The sequence below is a fragment of the Burkholderia sp. lig30 genome (genome assembly GCF_000687455.2).
GTDB lineage: Bacteria > Pseudomonadota > Gammaproteobacteria > Burkholderiales > Burkholderiaceae > Burkholderia.
Map to the genome: position 1 here is coordinate 209,687 of NZ_JGVW01000049.1, position 16,673 is coordinate 226,359.

The 16,673-nt window shown below is 67.6% G+C and carries 16 protein-coding genes; 1 reads left to right on the plus strand and 15 read right to left on the minus strand.

Annotated elements, in window-relative coordinates:
- Nucleotides 1-658: 658 nt before the first annotated feature.
- A complete protein-coding gene (locus tag LIG30_RS04270) occupies nucleotides 659-1,303 on the plus strand; it encodes a response regulator transcription factor (RefSeq protein WP_038709879.1) in 645 nt (214 codons plus the stop codon).
- A 14-nt stretch (nucleotides 1,304-1,317) separates the two neighbouring features.
- Here the strand turns inward: LIG30_RS04270 and LIG30_RS04275 are convergent, their stop codons facing one another.
- The 15 genes from LIG30_RS04275 to fliM form a co-directional block, all read right to left on the minus strand.
- Nucleotides 1,318-2,349 carry a fimbrial protein gene (locus LIG30_RS04275; protein ID WP_051994855.1) on the minus strand — a complete coding sequence of 344 codons (1,032 nt, stop codon included), beginning with the start codon at nucleotides 2,347-2,349 and terminating at the stop codon, nucleotides 1,318-1,320.
- A 24-nt stretch (nucleotides 2,350-2,373) separates the two neighbouring features.
- A complete protein-coding gene (locus tag LIG30_RS04280; protein ID WP_083493889.1) occupies nucleotides 2,374-5,046 on the minus strand; it encodes a fimbria/pilus outer membrane usher protein in 2,673 nt (890 codons plus the stop codon).
- A 117-nt stretch (nucleotides 5,047-5,163) separates the two neighbouring features.
- Nucleotides 5,164-5,934 carry a fimbrial biogenesis chaperone gene (locus LIG30_RS04285; protein WP_083493893.1) on the minus strand — a complete coding sequence of 257 codons (771 nt, stop codon included), beginning with the start codon at nucleotides 5,932-5,934 and terminating at the stop codon, nucleotides 5,164-5,166.
- 155 nt (nucleotides 5,935-6,089) lie between these two features.
- On the minus strand, nucleotides 6,090-6,632 hold the full coding sequence (locus LIG30_RS04290) for a fimbrial protein (RefSeq protein ID WP_038709880.1): 543 nt from the start codon (nucleotides 6,630-6,632) through the stop codon (nucleotides 6,090-6,092).
- Between the two features lie 225 nt (nucleotides 6,633-6,857).
- Nucleotides 6,858-7,094, minus strand: coding sequence for a hypothetical protein (locus LIG30_RS04295; protein ID WP_038709881.1), 237 nt, complete (start codon nucleotides 7,092-7,094; stop codon nucleotides 6,858-6,860).
- A 113-nt stretch (nucleotides 7,095-7,207) separates the two neighbouring features.
- Nucleotides 7,208-7,522 (minus strand): hypothetical protein, encoded by a 315-nt coding sequence (locus tag LIG30_RS04300; RefSeq protein WP_038709883.1) that lies wholly within the window; start codon nucleotides 7,520-7,522, stop codon nucleotides 7,208-7,210.
- A 98-nt stretch (nucleotides 7,523-7,620) separates the two neighbouring features.
- A complete protein-coding gene (locus LIG30_RS04305; protein ID WP_235510175.1) occupies nucleotides 7,621-9,762 on the minus strand; it encodes a peptidase domain-containing ABC transporter in 2,142 nt (713 codons plus the stop codon).
- A gap of 68 nt (nucleotides 9,763-9,830) precedes the next feature.
- Entirely contained in the window at nucleotides 9,831-11,090 is a 1,260-nt protein-coding gene (locus LIG30_RS04310) for an HlyD family secretion protein (protein ID WP_038709885.1), read from the minus strand.
- A 24-nt stretch (nucleotides 11,091-11,114) separates the two neighbouring features.
- Nucleotides 11,115-12,476 carry a TolC family outer membrane protein gene (locus LIG30_RS04315; protein WP_051994858.1) on the minus strand — a complete coding sequence of 454 codons (1,362 nt, stop codon included), beginning with the start codon at nucleotides 12,474-12,476 and terminating at the stop codon, nucleotides 11,115-11,117.
- 225 nt (nucleotides 12,477-12,701) lie between these two features.
- On the minus strand, nucleotides 12,702-13,484 hold the full coding sequence (gene fliR, locus LIG30_RS04320; protein WP_038709886.1) for a flagellar biosynthetic protein FliR: 783 nt from the start codon (nucleotides 13,482-13,484) through the stop codon (nucleotides 12,702-12,704).
- Nucleotides 13,485-13,503: 19 nt separating this feature from the next.
- Nucleotides 13,504-13,776 (minus strand): flagellar biosynthesis protein FliQ, encoded by a 273-nt coding sequence (gene fliQ, locus LIG30_RS04325; protein WP_038709888.1) that lies wholly within the window; start codon nucleotides 13,774-13,776, stop codon nucleotides 13,504-13,506.
- Between the two features lie 18 nt (nucleotides 13,777-13,794).
- Complete coding sequence (gene fliP / locus LIG30_RS04330; protein WP_038709890.1) at nucleotides 13,795-14,556, minus strand: flagellar type III secretion system pore protein FliP; 762 nt, start codon at nucleotides 14,554-14,556, stop codon at nucleotides 13,795-13,797.
- A 91-nt stretch (nucleotides 14,557-14,647) separates the two neighbouring features.
- The gene (fliO, locus tag LIG30_RS04335) at nucleotides 14,648-15,187 is read right to left on the minus strand and encodes a flagellar biosynthetic protein FliO (protein ID WP_038709893.1); all 540 of its coding nucleotides are present in this window, start codon (nucleotides 15,185-15,187) and stop codon (nucleotides 14,648-14,650) included.
- On the minus strand, nucleotides 15,184-15,675 hold the full coding sequence (fliN, locus tag LIG30_RS04340) for a flagellar motor switch protein FliN (protein ID WP_038709894.1): 492 nt from the start codon (nucleotides 15,673-15,675) through the stop codon (nucleotides 15,184-15,186). The genes fliO and fliN overlap by 4 nt, the downstream gene beginning before the upstream one ends.
- The gene (gene fliM, locus LIG30_RS04345; RefSeq protein ID WP_038709895.1) at nucleotides 15,668-16,666 is read right to left on the minus strand and encodes a flagellar motor switch protein FliM; all 999 of its coding nucleotides are present in this window, start codon (nucleotides 16,664-16,666) and stop codon (nucleotides 15,668-15,670) included. Before fliM ends, fliN begins: the two co-directional genes overlap by 8 nt.
- Between the last annotated feature and the right edge of the window lie 7 nt (nucleotides 16,667-16,673).

Sequence of the window (16,673 nt, forward strand, 5' to 3'; positions counted from 1 at the left end):
CATCCTGTGCCCGGCCGCGCGGGGCCGGAATTCGGCCGCCGTCGCAGCCCCGGCGGCCAAAGCCGCCCGGGCGAAGCCGAAACGCTATCGATACGGTCGGCGCAGGTCAAGCGGTTGGCGCGGCAAAAGGACCGAATTGCCCGTTCGCGCGGGCGGTGACGGACGGAATTTGCAGGCGCTCACCGGTTGTGCGCCTGCCGCAAAAAAAGGGGCACGGTCGACGCGAGGCCTGACCGTTGGCGAGGCGCTGCCGCTATATTCATGCGGCGATGCCGGGCGCATCGTCGAAACCCGTATTGAGATATGAAACCTTCCGTCACCTTTCGCGGGATGCGGAAATTCTCAACGGTTTTCCAGAAAACGGCGTCAGACCCGATGTGCGGTATCGGTGGCGCAAGACCGTATGGCGTGCGCTCGGAAAATGGCCGTCGGCGTCGCCAGGATACGGCGCGGCGGGCAGGCGCGGGGCGCGACCGCGACTGTTTCGAATCGAGCCGGTGAAGCGATTCGCACTATGCGCGTCCGGATTCTTCCGTCTCCGGTATTTAACATTTCACGACCGCATTGGCGTTTTTACTTGGTTGTCCGATTTACTTTATTGGTGAATGAGATAGGCTGCGTTTTCCGCTGTCTGATCGACACATCATATAAATGGGACATGAACGCGATAACCATTGCAATTGCGGATGACCATCCTGTCGTATTGGAATTGCTCCGCAGCCTGCCGCAGTGGAGCCCGACGTTTCGCGTCGTGCACGTTTGCGATCGCGGCACGGCGTTGATCGATGCGCTGACCGTGTCGCCGACCGACATCGTCGTCAGCGATTTTTCGATGAGTCGCGGCGACAGGCCGCTCGACGGGTTCATGCTGCTGCGCAAGCTGCGCGAAGTCGTGCCGCACGCAAGGCGTGTGCTGTTCACCGCGCAATCGAATCCGAGCGTGTTCGCGGCCGCGACGAGGCTCGGCGTGAGCGCGATCGTCAGCAAGGAGGACGCCGCCGTGGAGGTGGTGCGCGCGTGCCGCCATCTCTGCTCGGGCGGCACCCGTTACTTCTCGCCGACGATCCGCGCGATCGTCGAGCAGGGCGGGGCGCTGCCGCACAGCGTGCCGCCGAAGCTCACGCAAAAGGAGCTGGACGTCGTGCGCCTGTTCGTGTCAGGTCATTCGCTCGTCAGCATCGCGAAGCAGCTCGGCCGCTCGGTCAGCACCGTTTCGACGCAGAAGCACACGGCGATGCACAAGCTGCAGGCCGATGCGAACATCCATCTGGTCCGCTATGCGTACGAGAACGGGCTGATTTGACGGCGCGGCACACCTTATCGGTAGATGATCGTAAACGTGGCCGTGCCGTTGGCGGTGCCGGGTTTGGCGGTTGCGGCCGCCTGGTAATAGCGGGCCGACAGCGGTACCGAGAAGTTCGGCGACCTGGCCTGCGACGACGGAGAATCGGCGATCTGCCACGGCGTACCGAGCTGCGCCGGCTGGCCGTCGCTCTTGAGCAGCTGAATCCCGACGCCCGTCGCCTTGCTTCCGGACGACAGCGCCAGCACGCCGTTCGCCGCGTCGAGCGCATTGCCCTCGAGCATCATGTTGACGACGAAGTCGCCGGCGACGCCGGAGTCGCATTGAATCCCGACCGCGAAATCCTTCGACGGCGACGTCGAGCCGACCCCGGTACCGATCCCGCCCGCCTTGCCTAGCGTGTGCGTGCCGAGCTCGACCTGGAGCGCAGGGGTCGTCGTCGTGCAGGTCGTCTTCTGGAACGAGACGTTCTCGAAGCCGTACAACAAGTAGCGCGCGCTATCGGACTGTTCGTTCGGCGCGGAGATCATCCCGGCCAGCACCGACCTCAGCGGGAGATTCGTCGGCGTGGACGGCGTCTCGCCGATTTTCACCAGCTCGACGTCGATCGTCGCCGTCACGGGTACCGGGCCGGTCCGCGGGATCTTCGTGCCCGTCGGAATCGCCGCTTCCCCGTGTCCGCGATTGCCGTTGTAGGTCATGTACAGCGCGATCCCGTTGGCGATGAGCTTCGGATCGTCCCTGTAGCGGTAGAACATTGCATCCATGTCGCCCGACAGGGGCAGCACCTGCCAGCACCTCGCGGAAATCTGGATCCCGCTCTGCTTCCACAGCACCGTGTTGACCGGCGCGTCCCACGCGATTTTCAGATTGGCGGGCAACGTTGCCAGTCTCGCATTGGACGTGCTCTCGCACTTCGCCAGCGCGGCGGCCTGCGCGGCACCGATGCCGGCCGCGCCGAGCAGCAGCGTGGCCGCAGCCGTTCGCAGCAGCATCGTGCCGCGCCCGCTTCGGGCCCGCTTCATCTTCATCGTGTTGCGTTTCATCGAAATTCCTCCTGCCGTCCTTCGTCAAACGGACGGCCGCTGTTTCGTGCGGTTGCCGGCGACGCCAGCGGGCTTCGCGTCGATTTCGCACGGCGCGTCGAAGCGCTCGATGCTCACGGGTGCCGCGCGCTCGTCGAGCGACGGCAAGGCGACCTTGATCGAACATTGCCACGCATCGGCATGGCCCCATTTCACGGTCAGCCGGTCGCGCGGCGCCGACAGGCGCGCGTAGATCTGCCCGCCCTGCGACACCATCCCGACATTGTTGCCGTTGCCGTCGAACACCGGCGCGCCCAACGGCAGCTCCGTGCCGTCCGACGCCCGCGTCTGGATCAGCACCGGGCGCCCCGTCACCGTCGGGTAGCGCAACATCACGACCGCGCCGTGGCGTGGCGCGACCTGCTGGCTCGTCGACTGCAGCTCGACGTCCGCAGGCAGGCCCCGCGGATCGATCTCGATCTGGTTCAGGCGATAGGGGCTCAGGTACGGCACGACCGCGTAGCCGCGCGGATCGAGCCGGACGCCGCCGTAGCCCGTCACCGTCGCGCCGCGCGCGCGCGGCGCCGCGACGATCGCCATCGTGTCGGAGGCATACGGCGTCGCCGTCACGCCGCCCGGATGCGCGACGATCGCGCCGCTCAGGCCGAGCGATGCCGATCCGTAGCCGCTCCCCTTGCCGAACGCGCCATGCACCGCCGTGTAGGGCGTCCGGTACTGGGCGGCGACGTTGCCCGCATAGGTCGGGCCGGCGTTGCGCGCCGCCGATACCGAATAGCTGCCCTCGCTGCCGGCGCCGATCAGGCCGCTTGCGGTCGCCATCGCCGTGACGCCGCTCGCGCTGTCGCGCGCGACGTTGACGCTCATCCGCGGCGCGCGCGCCTTCGGCCCGAGCGGCATCGACACGGTCAGCATGTACTGCGTGTCGGCGTCGCCAGCGAACGTGCGCGCGCGGTTCGCCGAGATGTTGTAGTCGAACATGCGATAACGGTTGCTGTAGCCGACCTGGAATTGCGTGTCGGTGCCGCTGCGCGACCAGTAGTTCTGCGTGTAGCCGCTCACGTACAGCTGGCCGCCGCGCTCGCCGAGCCGCTGGCTCGCCGTGACCGACACGCGATTGCGCGCGCGCGATGCCGGCACCGCGGCGGCGCCCGTCAGGTTGCGATGCACGTTGTCGACGAACGTCATCGCGTTGCTCAGGTCGAGGTAGCCGGACGACGAGAAGCGGTACGCGGCGACCGACAGGCTGCTGTTCGTCGCCTCGATCGTCTTGCTGTACGTGACGCGCACGCTGGTCCCGCTCATCCGCTGGCCGTACTTCGACGTGAACGCGCCGGACACGTCGACGGCCATCGCGCCGATCGGCGTGTTGAACGCGCCGCCCAGCAGCACGTTCTGGTAGTTCTCGTTCGCGAGCACGCCGCCGTACAGCGTCAGCAGGTTGTTGATGCCGTGCGTATAGGTTGCCTGCACGATGCGCGGCGTGTGCGACAGGCTCCGGTCGCGCACTGTGCCGGCGACGAAGCTGAACCGCCTCCGGCCCGGCCGCAGCGACTGCGGAACCGCCGCGTACGGCACCTTGAAGCGGCGCTCGCTGCCGTCCGCCTCGGTGACGGTCACGTCGAGATCGCCGCCGTAGCCGGTCGGGTACAGGTCGTCGATCACGAACGAGCCGGGCGGCACCGTCGTGTCGTAGATGATTGCGCTGTTCTGGCGCACCGTCACGCGCGCGTTCGAATTCGCGATGCCGCGCACGACGGGTGCATAGCCGCGCTGGGAGTCGGGCCACATCCGGTCGTCGGTCGCGATCTGCACGCCGCGGAACGCGAACGTGTCGAACACCTCGCCCGACGTATTCGCGTCGCCGATCCGGATCCGCGCGTTGATGGCGCTCAGGTCGCGCTGCACGTAGGTGTTGACGGCGCCGTAGTGCCGGCCTTCGCGCTGTTCCCAGTTCAGCGCGCCGTCGTGCCGGAAGTACCAGCCGCCGACGTTCAGGCCGGCATTCACGCCGACATACGCGGAGCTCGAGCCGGCACCGTGCGACGCGTTGCGGTACACGTTCGCGTTGTAGCCGACGATCCCGGCCGTCACGCCGTGGTCCCACATCGACGGGTCGACGTAGCCTCGCGCGGTGCGGCGCAGCAGTGCCTGCGGAATCCGCACGTCGACGCGCGCGGCCGAGGAATCGAGCGACAGCGACGCGGCCGGCACCAGCTCTTCCAGCGACACGCACGCGCCGGCATCGTCGAGCGTCGCGAGCCGGTCGGCCGGAATCCGGCCGAGATCCAGGTTGAACTTGTCCAGCAGCCGGCGGCTGACACAGACCTTCGTGACGCCGCTGCGCACTTCACGCACCGTCACGTCGTCGCGGCCGAGCAGCGTGCCGTTCAGGTAGACGTCGGCGCGATACTGGCCGGGCCAGACCGGGTTGCCTTGTTCATAGCGCGAGAGATCGATCTCGCTGCCCGGCTCGGACAGCACGAAGTCCGGATTGAACTGCACGCCGGCGGGCGGCGCATCCTGTTGGGTCGTGCGCTCGCCGATCCGGGGCTGCCGGTCGTCGGCGGGCGCGAGCGTGTTCGCCGCGGCGCCGAGCGGCATCGCAGAACAGGCGAGCAGCACCATCGCGTGCGAGCGGCGCAGAACAGGCGCAGGCGGGCTCGCGCACGGCTTCGCCGCGCGGTGTGCGTGTTCCATGATCGTGTTCCTGATAGTCGATGTGAACGTGTTGGCAGCGGGCGGCCGGTGCGCGGCAACCGAGAGGCAGCCACGCTCGTTCGGGTCAGGGCGCGGGCGCGGTCGCCGCGTCCAGCTTCAGGGTGCGGGCGTGATCGCCGCGTCCCACTTCGCCTCGGAGCCGAAGTCGTTGATCGTCGAGTAGCCGAGCTTCGTGCCGGCCGGCAGATCGGGCAGCGGGGCGTCGGGTGCGAACGTCTGCGATGCGCCGGGTGCGATCATTGCGCCGTCCTTCGCCGTGAACGTGCGGCCGTCGTGATCGACCCGCGCGCTCAGCACGGTGACGTTGAACGGCGATGGATTCGTCGCGCGCAGCACGTGGCCCTTGCCGCCGCCGTCGGGCACGACCGACCACTGGACAGCTTTCGCCGCGGCAACCGCGCCGTCGCCGTCGAGACCGGCCGGCCGGAAAAACAGCTTGATCCGCGAGCGGAACGCGAGCTGCAGCGCTGTCGTCGAGGCCGATTCCTCGACTTTCGGCGGAATGTCGAGCACGTTCAGCCAGAACACCGATTCCTTGTCCTGCGGCAGCGAATCGCCGGTGTAGACGATTCTCACCGTCTGCCCCTTGGCGGGATCGATGCGGAACACGGGCGGCATCAGCACGAACGGAACCTTCGCGGTGCCGGGGCGCGACTTCAGATCGCCGTCGTCGATCCATGCCTGTACGAGCGCCGGCTGCTTGCCGGTGTTGTCCAGCTTGACGGTGATTTCACGATCGCCCGCCGGATAGATCACGCGGGTGCCGGAAATGATGACGCTGGCCGCCGCCTGCTGCGCGAAGCATGCGAGCGCGACGCAGACACATGCCGCGGCGCGGCGCGAAATGAACGAGAAAACTGGAAACATGGTGCGTGAACTCAATGGGCGGGAAACGCCGGCAAGCGGCGTTTCCCGCAGTGCGCCGTCGACGTCGATCAGGCCATGCGTCGACCGGCGGACCTGCACGGCATCGTGCCGCATCGGCGGCGATGCCGCGCAGCCCGCCCGCTGTGCGCGAAGGCTTACAGGTAGTCGATCGAGTACGTGACCGACGTGCTCACGCTACCCGCGGTCGTCGCGTCCTTCGCGTAGTACTGCGCGCCGTAGACCAGCTTCGCGGCACCGTCCGTGAGGGCGACCGGGGTGACGGTGCGCTGGCTGTCGTCACCGACCTTCAGCGTTTCGCCGTACGTGTCGAGCAGCTGCACCGCGACGTTCTTCGCGACGTTGGTTGCCGCACGGTTGATCAGCGTGCCGTCCGTGTTGTCGACGTTCGGACCGGCTTCGAAGAATGCGCGAACCGACTCGCCTGCGTTCTGGCACTTGCTCAGCTCGATCGCGAAGGTCGTCGAGCCCGACGTCTTGCCCTTCTCGCCCAGTTGGGCCGCACCCACCGTCGGCAGCTGGACCGTGCCGTTGTTGGCGGTGCCGTTGACCTTGATTTCGCACGATGCGCCGCTCAGTGCGCCCGAGAAGGTCACCGTGCCGTCATACGCGTGCGCGGCCAGCGGTGCGAATGCCATGACTGCCGTCACGATCGAAGCCAGGGTAAGTTGTTTGCTCATGTTTTGGTTTCCTGTAAGAGTCTCTAAAAATTACACGCCGGCCTTTGATGGACGCGGCCGGATAAATTTATCTGGTCGACAACACCGCTCACAATCGCAATCCGTCCAGAAATGAGCCGTACATCCGTGCGAGCGGATCCTTTTCATCGGATCGCACCGACTCGTTGATATAGGACTGCGAACCGGATAGAGTGGGCGGCATCCGACCGGACGTCCTGCTTGCTGTCAGGCGGACGGCTTCGAGCCGGCCCGGAACAGCGCCGCGAGGGTCGTCACCGCCGCCACGACGATGATCTTGCCGATCGTCTCCAGCGCGCCTTCCTCCGCGCCGGCGCTCGGGAACGGATTGACGTAGGGCTCGGCGGGCTTCGGCCGAAGGAGGTTCGAGATCCAGTCCTTCACGTCGCTGGTGGACAGGCCGCCGGAGACTGCGGCATGCTCGGTGCTGTTCAGTTCACGCATGATTCACCATTTGATTGAGTGGGTAACGGGCTCCGCGGCACTCGACTACGCGTGCCGCAAGACGCTGCGCACGCTCCGGCCGGCGGAAAGCCGGATCCGGAGCGGTTCGGTCGTTATTTCGGGGTCGGCGACAGCCAGTCGAAGATGTTTTCCATCAGCGAGTTGAAGAGCTTGGTCGTCTGCTTCTCGTCGTTGATCGCGCCATAGATGACGCCGGCGACCCCGCTGATCACCCCGCCGATGATCATGCCGGCGCAGCCGGTGATCAGGCCGACGCCGAGCAGGCCGCCCTGCGCGCCGCCCACCACGGCACCCTTGGCAATACCCGAGATGAGGCCGGTGATCCCGCCCAGCCCCATTGCGCCAATGCGGCTGAAGAATCCGCCGCCGCTGACTTCGCTGATTTCCATCATGGTCAATTCACGCATATAAGTTCTCCTTGAAGTTGCGTGTCCGATCCTTGAAGGCCGGATCGGTTTCGGCCACCGCCGTCGTGCGCGGCGGGTACAACGCCAGTGGCGCGGCGCTATGCCGGCTGCCCCGCAGACGATGCTTCGACGTCGAGTTCGTGCGCGCTTCCCTGCGCGAGCCGAATCACACGGTCCGCACTGCGAATGGTTTCTGGGCGGTGCGCGATGATGATCCGCGTGATGTTCATCGCCCGCACCGCATCGTTGATGAGCCGCTCGCGCTCGACGTCGAGATGACTCGTCGCCTCGTCGAGCACCAGGATTGCCGGCTTGCGGTAGAACGCACGCGCGAGCAGCACGCGCTGGCACTGGCCGCCCGACAGCGACGAGCCCATGTCGCCGACGAGGCTCTGGTATCCCATCGGCATCGCGACGATGTCGTCGTGGATCTGCGCGAGCCGCGCGGCCTCCTCGATGCGCGCCTGGTCCGGCTGCGGATCGAAGAAGCAGATGTTGTCCGCGATCGAGCCGGCGAACAGGATGTCGTCCTGCATCACGCAGCCGATCAGCTCGCGATACTGATGCAGGCCGAGCTTGCGGATGTCGACGCCGTCGACCATCACGCCGCCTTGTTCCGGCGTCAGCAGGCCGAGCAGCAGCTTCGCCATCGTCGTCTTGCCCTGGCCCGACGGGCCGACCAGCGCGACCGATTCGCCCGGCGCGACCGAAAACGAGCAGTCTTCGAGCACCCACGGCTCGGTTTCCGCGTAGCGGAAGCTCACGCCCGACACGTCGATCGCGGGCGCCGCATGGCGGCCCGCGGCGGCCGTATCGCGCGCGACCTTCGCCTCCATGTCGGCCTCGGCGTTGGTCAGCACGATGTCGGCAAGACGCTCGCCGTGCAGGCGCAGCATGCGGAAATCGATGATCGTGCCGATCAGGCCCGCGCCGCGCGACATGAACTGGTCGGCGAAGCTGACGAATGCGACCAGCATCCCTGCCGAGAACTGCCCGTCGAGCACCTGCCTGGCGGCGAGCCAGACCAGCACCACGCGGCCCGCGCCGGAAATCACGCCCTGCAGCGTCGAGAAGCCGATCGACAGGCGCTGGATCGCGACGTTCTTGTTGGTGGTCTCGACGACCGCGTTCGCATAGGTCGCGACGCGCGCTTCCTGCTTGTTCGCGAGCTTGATCGCCTGCACGCCGCGGATCGATTCGAGCAGGTTCGACTGCGCGCGCGCGTCGTAGACGATCTGTTCCTCGTTCGCCTGCCGGAACGGCCGGTACGCGACCCAGCGGATCACCCCGTACGTGGCGAACAATCCGAGCACGAGCCACGTCAGCGTCGTGCTGTAGATGAACAGCATCGCGAGCGTGACGATCGCCATCACGCCGTCGAGCAGCGCGCCGACGAACTGCGTGGTCAGCGTGCTCTGGATCGTGCCGATCGCGCCGAACCGCGACACCACGTCGCCGATGTGGCGCTGCTCGAAATACGTCATCGGCAGCTTGAACAGGTGCGCGCAGACGTTCGCCGTCCACTGCACGCCGAGCAGGCTCGAGAACCACGTGACCACCCACGAGCGCAGCGCCGACACGGCGTTCTGGAACAGCACGACGAGCAGGAAGCCGACGCCGAGCAGCGTGAGCAGGTCGGCGTCGGCCGACACCAGCACCTGGTCCATCACCCATTGCATGTAGAACGGCGTGACGATGCCGAACACCTCCAGCGCCGCCGACAGCAGCAGCACCTGCGCCAGCGTCGCGCGAATGCCGGTCACGCTGCCGATCAGCTTCGCCATCGAGATCGACTCGCGCGCCTGCGCGCGCTTGAACGACGGCGACGGCATCAGCTCCAGCGCGACCCCGGTGAAGTGATCCGAGACCTCGTCGAGCGGGACGTCGCGGACGCCGCGCGCCGGGTCGTGGATCGTGATCTTGCCGCGCGACACCGACTTCAGCACAACGAAGTGGTTCATGTCCCAGTGCAGGATGCACGGGCGGCGCAGCTTGCCCAGCTCGTCCAGCTCGAGCCTCAGCGCGCGCGACGCGAGGCCGAGCCGGTGCGCCATCAGCATCACGTCGCCGAGCGTCGCGCCCTTCAGCGACGGCGGAAAGCGTCGGCGCAGGCTGACCAGGTCGATGTCGTGGCCGAAATAGCTTGCGACCATGCCGACGCAGGCGAGCCCGCATTCGGCCGCCTGGGTCTGCAGCATGTTCGGCAGGCGGCGGCGCCAGCCGAACTGCAGGGCATCCATCCATTTCATCGTTCAATCAGCTCCGTAACGAATACGCGTGTGTGCGTGGTCGGGGCGGGGGGCCGCCGTCAGGCGGAAGCCCGCCGGCCGAGTGCGTACAGCGGCTCGAGCACCCATTCGATCAGCCGGCGCCTGTCGATCAGCACGTCGGCCTCCAGCGCCATGCCCGGGCGCAATGACTCGCGCTTGCCATAGGCGTCGATGTCCTGACGGTCGAGCGTGACGACGACGCGGTAAAGCTGTTCCTGCACGTTGTTGCGGCCGGTGAGATTCGCGACCTCCTGCGGCGACAGCGCGGTGCGCGACACCTGGGTCACGCGCCCGAACTGCTGGCCGAATTTCTGGAACGGGTAGGCCTCGTAGCGCAGCACGACACGCGCGCCGGGCCGCACGAAACCGATCGCCCGGCTCGGCACCATCAGCTGCGCTTCGAGCTGCGCGCCCTGCGGCAGCAGCGACACCACCGACTGGCCGGCGTTGACGATCTGCCCGGGCTTCGCGAGCAGCGCCGCGACGACGCTGGCCTGTGGCGCGCGCAGGATCACCGCGCGACGCGCCTCGTTTTCCGCGAGCGACTGGTCCACCTCGGCGAGCTTGCGCTCGATGTCGTTCTGCTGATTGCGCGTGTTGAGCGGCAGTTCGCGAAGCTGCTGGCGGATCTGGCCGAGCTGCTGCGTGACGTCGAGCCGCTGGCGCGCGAGATCCTGCAGCATCGAGCGGGCGTCGAGCAGCACGCCTTCCTGCTGTTCGACCTGGGTGTTCGACGCATAGCCTTGCTCGCGCATCGACTGCAGCTTGTCGAGCTGACGCTCCGCCAGTTCGACCTGGCGCGTCCGCTGGTTCTTTTGCAGCGCGATCTGCGCGAGCTGGTCGTCGAGCGCTGCCGCGCGCGCCAGCAGGCCGCGCTTCGCCTCGCCGCTCAGTTGCGACTGGCTCGCGAGATCGGTCTCGAGGCGCGAGCGCTGGAACTTGAGCTGCTGGCCGACCATCTCGCGGGTGCCGCCGAGCCGGGTCGCCACTTCGGCCGACACCGCCATCAGCGCGTCGCCGGCCGCGACCGCCTGACCCTCGCGCACCCGCAAGTCGATCACGGTGCCCATCAGCGGCGGCGCCACCGACAGCAGCCCCTTCGCGGGCAGCAGCTGGCCCTCGACGCGCTCGCGTTTCGTATACGTGCCGAACACGAGAAACGCGGCGATCGCGAGCGTCAGCGCGGTCGCGACGCTGATCATCAGCCAGCGCCACGGGGGCGAATAAAGGCTGACGGTGCCCATCAGCTTGTGCTTGGTCGCGTCGAGCGCTTCCTGCCGAAACAGTGAATCAGTCATGAACCGCTACCGGAAAAGGTCGGGTTAGATGGACGACGCGGCTTGATCCCGCGCCGGCGGCCCGGACGGACGGCATGCGATGCCGGCCAGGTCCGCGTCGCCGAGCGTGCCGAGCGCCGCGGACAACTGCAGCCGCGCGCGCAGAAAGCCATAGCGCGCGTCGGCAAGATCCCGGATCGCCTCGAAGTAGCGTTGCTGCGCATTGAGCTCGTCGATCCGCGTACGCAGTCCGACCTCGCGCCCGAGACGCGTCGACTTCACCTTGCTGTCCGCCGATGCGAGGGCGCGCTCCTGCGCACGCATCAGCGCGACGCCGTTGGTGATGCCGAGATAGGCGGAGCGCGCGTGCTCGCGGGCCTTGCGGCGCGCATCCTCGAGCGCGTCGCGGGACTGGTCGCGGCGCCGGTACGCCTCGCGCGCCGCCGACAGGTTGCCGCCACCCGCGAACAGCGGGATCGTGACCGTGACGCCGATCATCGACGAGCGCGTCTTCGAGGTCGTGCCGAATATGTCGTCCAGCCCGTTCTCGTTCGAGCCGCGGCTCCAGTTCGTGCCGTAGCTCGCCTGAAGGTTGACGACGGGCAGGCTCGCCCCCCGCGCGCCGACGATGTCGGCCTTGCTCTGGTCGAGCAGCTTCTCGGCGATCCGCACGTCGGGGTTCTGGCTAGCGGCTTCGTCCATCGCGGTCTGCAGCTCCAGCGGCGCGGCCAGCGGCACGCACTGCCAGGCGATCCGTGCAAGGTCGTCGGTGGGCAGGCCGGTCAGGCGGCGGAACGTGCCGCGCGCGACTTCGAGATCGTTCTGCGCGCTGATCTTGCGGGCGAGCGCGTCGTCGAGGTTTGCCTGCGCCTCGTCGACGTCGGTGCGGGTGCCGTCGCCGATCTTCAGCGCGGCCTGCGCCTGGTCGAGCTGGTTCTGGAATGCCTGCTCGGCGGACTCGGCGGCCTGCAGCACCTCGCGTGCGAACAGCACGCCGAAATAGGCATCGGAAACCTCCGTGACGAGGGTCTGCCGGGCTTTCTCGTACTCGGCGTCCGCCTGGTCGGCGAGCGCGCCGCCGCGCTTGAAATCGGCGATCCGCGTGACGTCGAACAGCGGCTGCGTGACGCTCGCGGTCGCGCTGTGGCGGCGCACGGCGGCCGCATAGGGCGCGCCGGGCTGATCCTGTTTGGTGTAGTTGCCGTCGATCTGCGCGCGCGGCAGCAGGCCGGCGAGCCCTTGCCAGCGCTTCTCGCGGCCCGCGAGCTGCGCCTGGTGCGCCGCGGAGATTCCGGTGTCGAACCCCCGCGCCGCGTTGACCGCGTCGAGGAGGTCGGCGGCCTGCGCCGGCCATGCGGCGAGCCAGCCAAGGGTGGCGATCAGCCTGAGAGGTCGTATCGAAATCATCTGCCTGGGCCCGCGGCGCCGCATGCGCGGCGCGTGTGGCAACCGCCGTCGCGTCGATAAAACGGCGGATTATTCAGCAGCGTGCAACGGCTTAATATCGCCGTTCGTCCAGATTTGACCGGGCAGATCGTTAGATTTGGTCAGATCTTGCCCGGCGGATCTTCAGGTTTTTTCAGACTTGTTCGGGTTTTCCGGGTCGACCCGGTTGGGGAAGCGGCGCGTGCGTCAGCGCAAGCCGGCCGCGACCCGGCCCATCGTCTCGACGCCCATGTCGAACAGGCGGGACAGGAACGGCACCATGTTCGGCACCATCAGCTGCAGGAGCAGCAGGCCGACGAGCATCGTGACCGGAAAGCCGATCTGGAAGATGCCGATCTGCGGCGCCGCGCGGTTCAGGATGCCGAGCGCGAGGTTGGCGATCAGCAGCGCCGCGACGACGGGCAGCGCGAGCAGGAGGCCCATCTGGAATATCGCCAGGCCGAACCCGGCGAGCGTGCGCCAGCCGGGCGCGTGCAGCAGGTCGGCCGACACCGGCAGGATCTGGAACGACTCGGCGAGCGCGGCGAACACCTGCAGGTGGCCGTCGAACGCGAGGATCGCGAGGATCGCGACGGCGTTCAGGAAGCGCCCCATCACGGGCGTCGCGCCGCTCGCGTGGGGATCGAAGAAGGTCGCGAAGCCGAGGCCCATCGACAGGCCGATGTAGTCGCCCGCGGCCTCGACCGCCCCGAACACGATCTGCATCGCGAAGCCCATCGCCGAGCCGATCAGGAACTGCGTGACGACGATCCAGATCCCGGCCGCGGAGAACACCGTGAATGCCGGCATCGGCCCGAGCGCCGGCGCGACGACGAGCGCCATGAACGCCGCGAGGCCGATCTTCACGCGCATCGGCACCGACGCGTGGCCGGTGACGGGCGCGGTCGCGACGAGCGCGAGCATGCGCCCGAACGGCCACAGGAAGGCCGTGAGCCACGTGTTGAGCTGCTCGTAGGTGACGGAGAACATCGCGTAGCGCGCGCGCCGCTCAGCCCGCGCCGAGCGTTGCGACGTGCAGCAGGACCTGCCGCAGGTAGTCGAGCATCGTCGTCAGCATCCACGGGCCGGCGATCACGAGCGTGGCCATGACCGCAAGCAGTTTCGGGATGAACGACAGCGTCGCCTCGTTGATCTGCGTCGCGGCCTGGAACAGGCTCACGACCAGGCCGACCGCGAGCGCGACGAGCAGCAGCGGCGCGGCCAGCAGCAGGCCGACGTACATCGCCTGGTGGGCGATCGTCATCACTTGTTCGGGGGTCATCGCATGCTCCGCCGGGGGTTATGCAAAGCTCTGCGCGAGCGAGCCGATCAGCAGCTGCCAGCCGTCGACGAGCACGAACAGCATCAGCTTGAACGGCAGCGACACGGTCGACGGCGACACCATCATCATCCCCATCGACATCAGCACGCTCGCGACCACCATGTCGATGATGAGGAACGGGATGAAGACCGTGAAGCCGATCTGGAAGCCGGTCTTCAGCTCGCTCGTGACGAACGCGGGCACCAGCAGCGACAGCGGCACGTCGTCCGGGCCCTGCATCGCCGGCGCCTTCGAGATCTTCGCGAACAGCGCGAGATCGGTCTCGCGGGTCTGCTTCAGCATGAAGGTCTTGAACGGCGCGACGCCGCGCTGCACCGCCTGCTCCATCGGCAGGCTGCCGTCCGAGAACGGCTTGTAGCCGTCGTTGTACGCGCGGTCGAGCACCGGCGACATCACGAAGAAGCTGAGGAACAGCGCGAGCCCGACGAGCACCTGGTTCGGCGGCGTCGTCGCGGTGCCGAGCGCCTGGCGCAGCAGCGACAGCACGATGATGATGCGCGTGAAGCTCGTCATCATCAGCACCATCGCCGGCAGGAACGACAGCATCGTGAGCAGCAGCATCGTCTGCACGCTCAGCGAATAGGTCGTGCCCCCATGCGGGCCGGGGGCCGCGTTGAACGCGGGCAGGCCTGCCGTCTGGGCGCAGGCGAGCGCCGGGGCAAGGCCGAGGATCAGCACGGGCGCGACGCGCGCCGCGCGGTGCAGCAGGGTAGGTTTCATCGAACGACGGCGAAAAGGGAGGGGCGCATCCGCGCGAGCGGCCCGGGGCCGCGTGCTTCGCGGTGCGCGACGTCACGGCGCAGCGGCATGATCAGCGATCCCGGCCGCGCCCGAAGCGTTTGCCGGCCTCGTTCGCGAGCGCGTCGCGAAAGCGCTGGCCGAACGTGCCGGGCAGGCCGGCGCCGGTGGACGGCGGCGTATCCGGCGCGAGCGCCCCGGCGGTGCCGGCCGGCACGGTGTGCAGCAGCCGGACGTTGCCGGGCGCGACGCCCAGCACGAGCCACGTGTCACCGATCTCGACGATCGTCGCGCTTTCCTTGCCGCCCACCGCGACGCTCGCGACCACCTTCAGCGGTCCGCCGCGGCGGACCGGCTGGAAGCCGAAGCGACGCGCGAGCCATGCGCAGCCGAACACGAGGCCGATCACGACGGCCAGCCCGACGAACGTCTGCAACACGGCGGCGAAGCCGAGCGACGGCGCGGCGGAGCCGACCACCACGCCCGACGCGATCGCGCCGGCGTGGTTGACCGCATTGATGTCGGCGGCTGCGGCGGCGCCGGACGACAGCGCCGCCATGGCGGCCAGCGGCACGCGTGCGGCGAGCCGGCGGCCGGACTGCAGGCGATTCATCGATTCAGCTTCCGGATGCGTTCCGACGGCGTGATGATGTCGGTCAGGCGGATACCGAACTTGTCGTTGACGACGACCACTTCGCCCTGCGCGATCAGGCAACCGTTGACGAGCACGTCCATCGGCTCGCCCGCGAGGCCGTCGAGCTCGACGACCGAACCCTGCGCGAGCTGCAGCAGGTTGCGGATCGCGATCTTCGTGCGGCCCAGCTCCACGGTCATCTTGACCGGGATGTCGAGAATCATGTCGATGTCGTTGTGCGTCGACGTCGCCGCGGCCTTCGACAGCGGCTGGAACACGCCGGCGGAGGCGATGCCCGCCTCCAGCGGCTGCTCGTTCTGCTCGGCGAGCGCCGCCGCCCAGTCGTCCACTGCCATCTCGCCACCCGCATCCGCAGGGGTCGCGGACGCCGCCGGCGCGACGGCCGCCAGCGCGGCGTCGGCGAGCGCCTGCTCGGCCGCGTCGGGCGTCTGGTTCAGCTCACTCATATCCACCTTCCTTCATCGATTCGCTGGCGCCGATCATCTTCTGGACGCGCAGCGCGTATTGACCATTGAAAATTCCGTAACCGCATTCCATGACCGGCACGCCGTCGACCTTCGCGGTGATCGTGTCTTCGATATGGAGCGGCAGCACGTCGCCCGCGCGCAGATTGAGGATCTGCTCGAACGTCACCGGGATCTCGGCGAGATCCGCGATCAGCTCGACCTCGGCCGTCTGCACCTGCTTCGACAGCACGCGCACCCAGCGGCGGTCCACTTCGAGCGCCTCGCCCTGGATCGGCGACGACAGGATGTCGCGGATCGGTTCGATCATCGAGTAGGGCATGCAGATGTGCAGCGTGCCGCCCGTCGGCCCGAACTCGATCGAGAACTGCGTGACGATCACGATCTCGTTCGGCGTCGCGACGTTCGCGAACTGCGTGTGCATCTCCGAACGCACGAACTCGAACTGCAGCGGCCGCACGCTCTTCCACGCGGCCGTGTAGTGCTCGAACACGAGCGCGAGCAGCTTGCCGATGATGCGCTGCTCGGTGGCCGTGAAGTCGCGGCCCTCGACGCGCGTGTGAAAGCGCCCGTCGCCGCCGAACAGGTTGTCGACCACGAAGAACACGAGGTTCGGGTCGAACACGAACAGCGACGTGCCGCGCAGCGGCTTCACGTGCACGAGGTTCAGGTTCGTCGGGATCGGCAGGTTGCGGGTGAACTCGCTGTACTTCAGCACCTTCACCTGGCTGACGGAAATTTCCGCCGTGCGCCGCATGAAGTTGAAGATGCCGATCCGCAACAGCCGCGCGAAGCGCTCGTTGATGATTTCGAGGCCCGGCATCCGGCCGCGGACGATCCGTTCCTGCGTCGCGATGTTGTACGGGCGAATGCCCGCTGCCTCGCGCTTGTCGTCGTCGGTGTCGGATTCGCCCGTCACCCCCTTGAGGAGGGCATCGACCTCCTCCTGAGACATGAACTCCGAGTGGCTCATGCGCGTT

Excerpts from the sequence above, each read along its gene's own strand:
- LIG30_RS04290 (WP_038709880.1), bottom strand. The coding sequence starts at position 6,632 with ATGAGCAAACAACTTACCCTGGCTTCGATCGTGACGGCAGTCATGGCA.
- LIG30_RS04300 (WP_038709883.1), bottom strand. The coding sequence starts at position 7,522 with ATGCGTGAATTGACCATGATGGAAATCAGCGAAGTCAGCGGCGGCGGA.
- LIG30_RS04305 (WP_235510175.1), bottom strand. The coding sequence starts at position 9,762 with ATGGATGCCCTGCAGTTCGGCTGGCGCCGCCGCCTGCCGAACATGCTG.
- fliN (WP_038709894.1), bottom strand. The coding sequence starts at position 15,675 with ATGAGTGAGCTGAACCAGACGCCCGACGCGGCCGAGCAGGCGCTCGCC.
- fliR (WP_038709886.1), bottom strand. The coding sequence starts at position 13,484 with ATGTTCTCCGTCACCTACGAGCAGCTCAACACGTGGCTCACGGCCTTC.
- LIG30_RS04310 (WP_038709885.1), bottom strand. The coding sequence starts at position 11,090 with ATGACTGATTCACTGTTTCGGCAGGAAGCGCTCGACGCGACCAAGCAC.
- LIG30_RS04295 (WP_038709881.1), bottom strand. The coding sequence starts at position 7,094 with ATGCGTGAACTGAACAGCACCGAGCATGCCGCAGTCTCCGGCGGCCTG.
- fliO (WP_038709893.1), bottom strand. The coding sequence starts at position 15,187 with ATGAATCGCCTGCAGTCCGGCCGCCGGCTCGCCGCACGCGTGCCGCTG.
- fliP (WP_038709890.1), bottom strand. The coding sequence starts at position 14,556 with ATGAAACCTACCCTGCTGCACCGCGCGGCGCGCGTCGCGCCCGTGCTG.
- LIG30_RS04315 (WP_051994858.1), bottom strand. The coding sequence starts at position 12,476 with ATGATTTCGATACGACCTCTCAGGCTGATCGCCACCCTTGGCTGGCTC.
- fliQ (WP_038709888.1), bottom strand. The coding sequence starts at position 13,776 with ATGACCCCCGAACAAGTGATGACGATCGCCCACCAGGCGATGTACGTC.
- LIG30_RS04270 (WP_038709879.1), top strand. The coding sequence starts at position 659 with ATGAACGCGATAACCATTGCAATTGCGGATGACCATCCTGTCGTATTG.
- LIG30_RS04275 (WP_051994855.1), bottom strand. The coding sequence starts at position 2,349 with ATGAAACGCAACACGATGAAGATGAAGCGGGCCCGAAGCGGGCGCGGC.
- LIG30_RS04285 (WP_083493893.1), bottom strand. The coding sequence starts at position 5,934 with ATGTTTCCAGTTTTCTCGTTCATTTCGCGCCGCGCCGCGGCATGTGTC.
- fliM (WP_038709895.1), bottom strand. The coding sequence starts at position 16,666 with ATGAGCCACTCGGAGTTCATGTCTCAGGAGGAGGTCGATGCCCTCCTC.
- LIG30_RS04280 (WP_083493889.1), bottom strand. The coding sequence starts at position 5,046 with ATGGAACACGCACACCGCGCGGCGAAGCCGTGCGCGAGCCCGCCTGCG.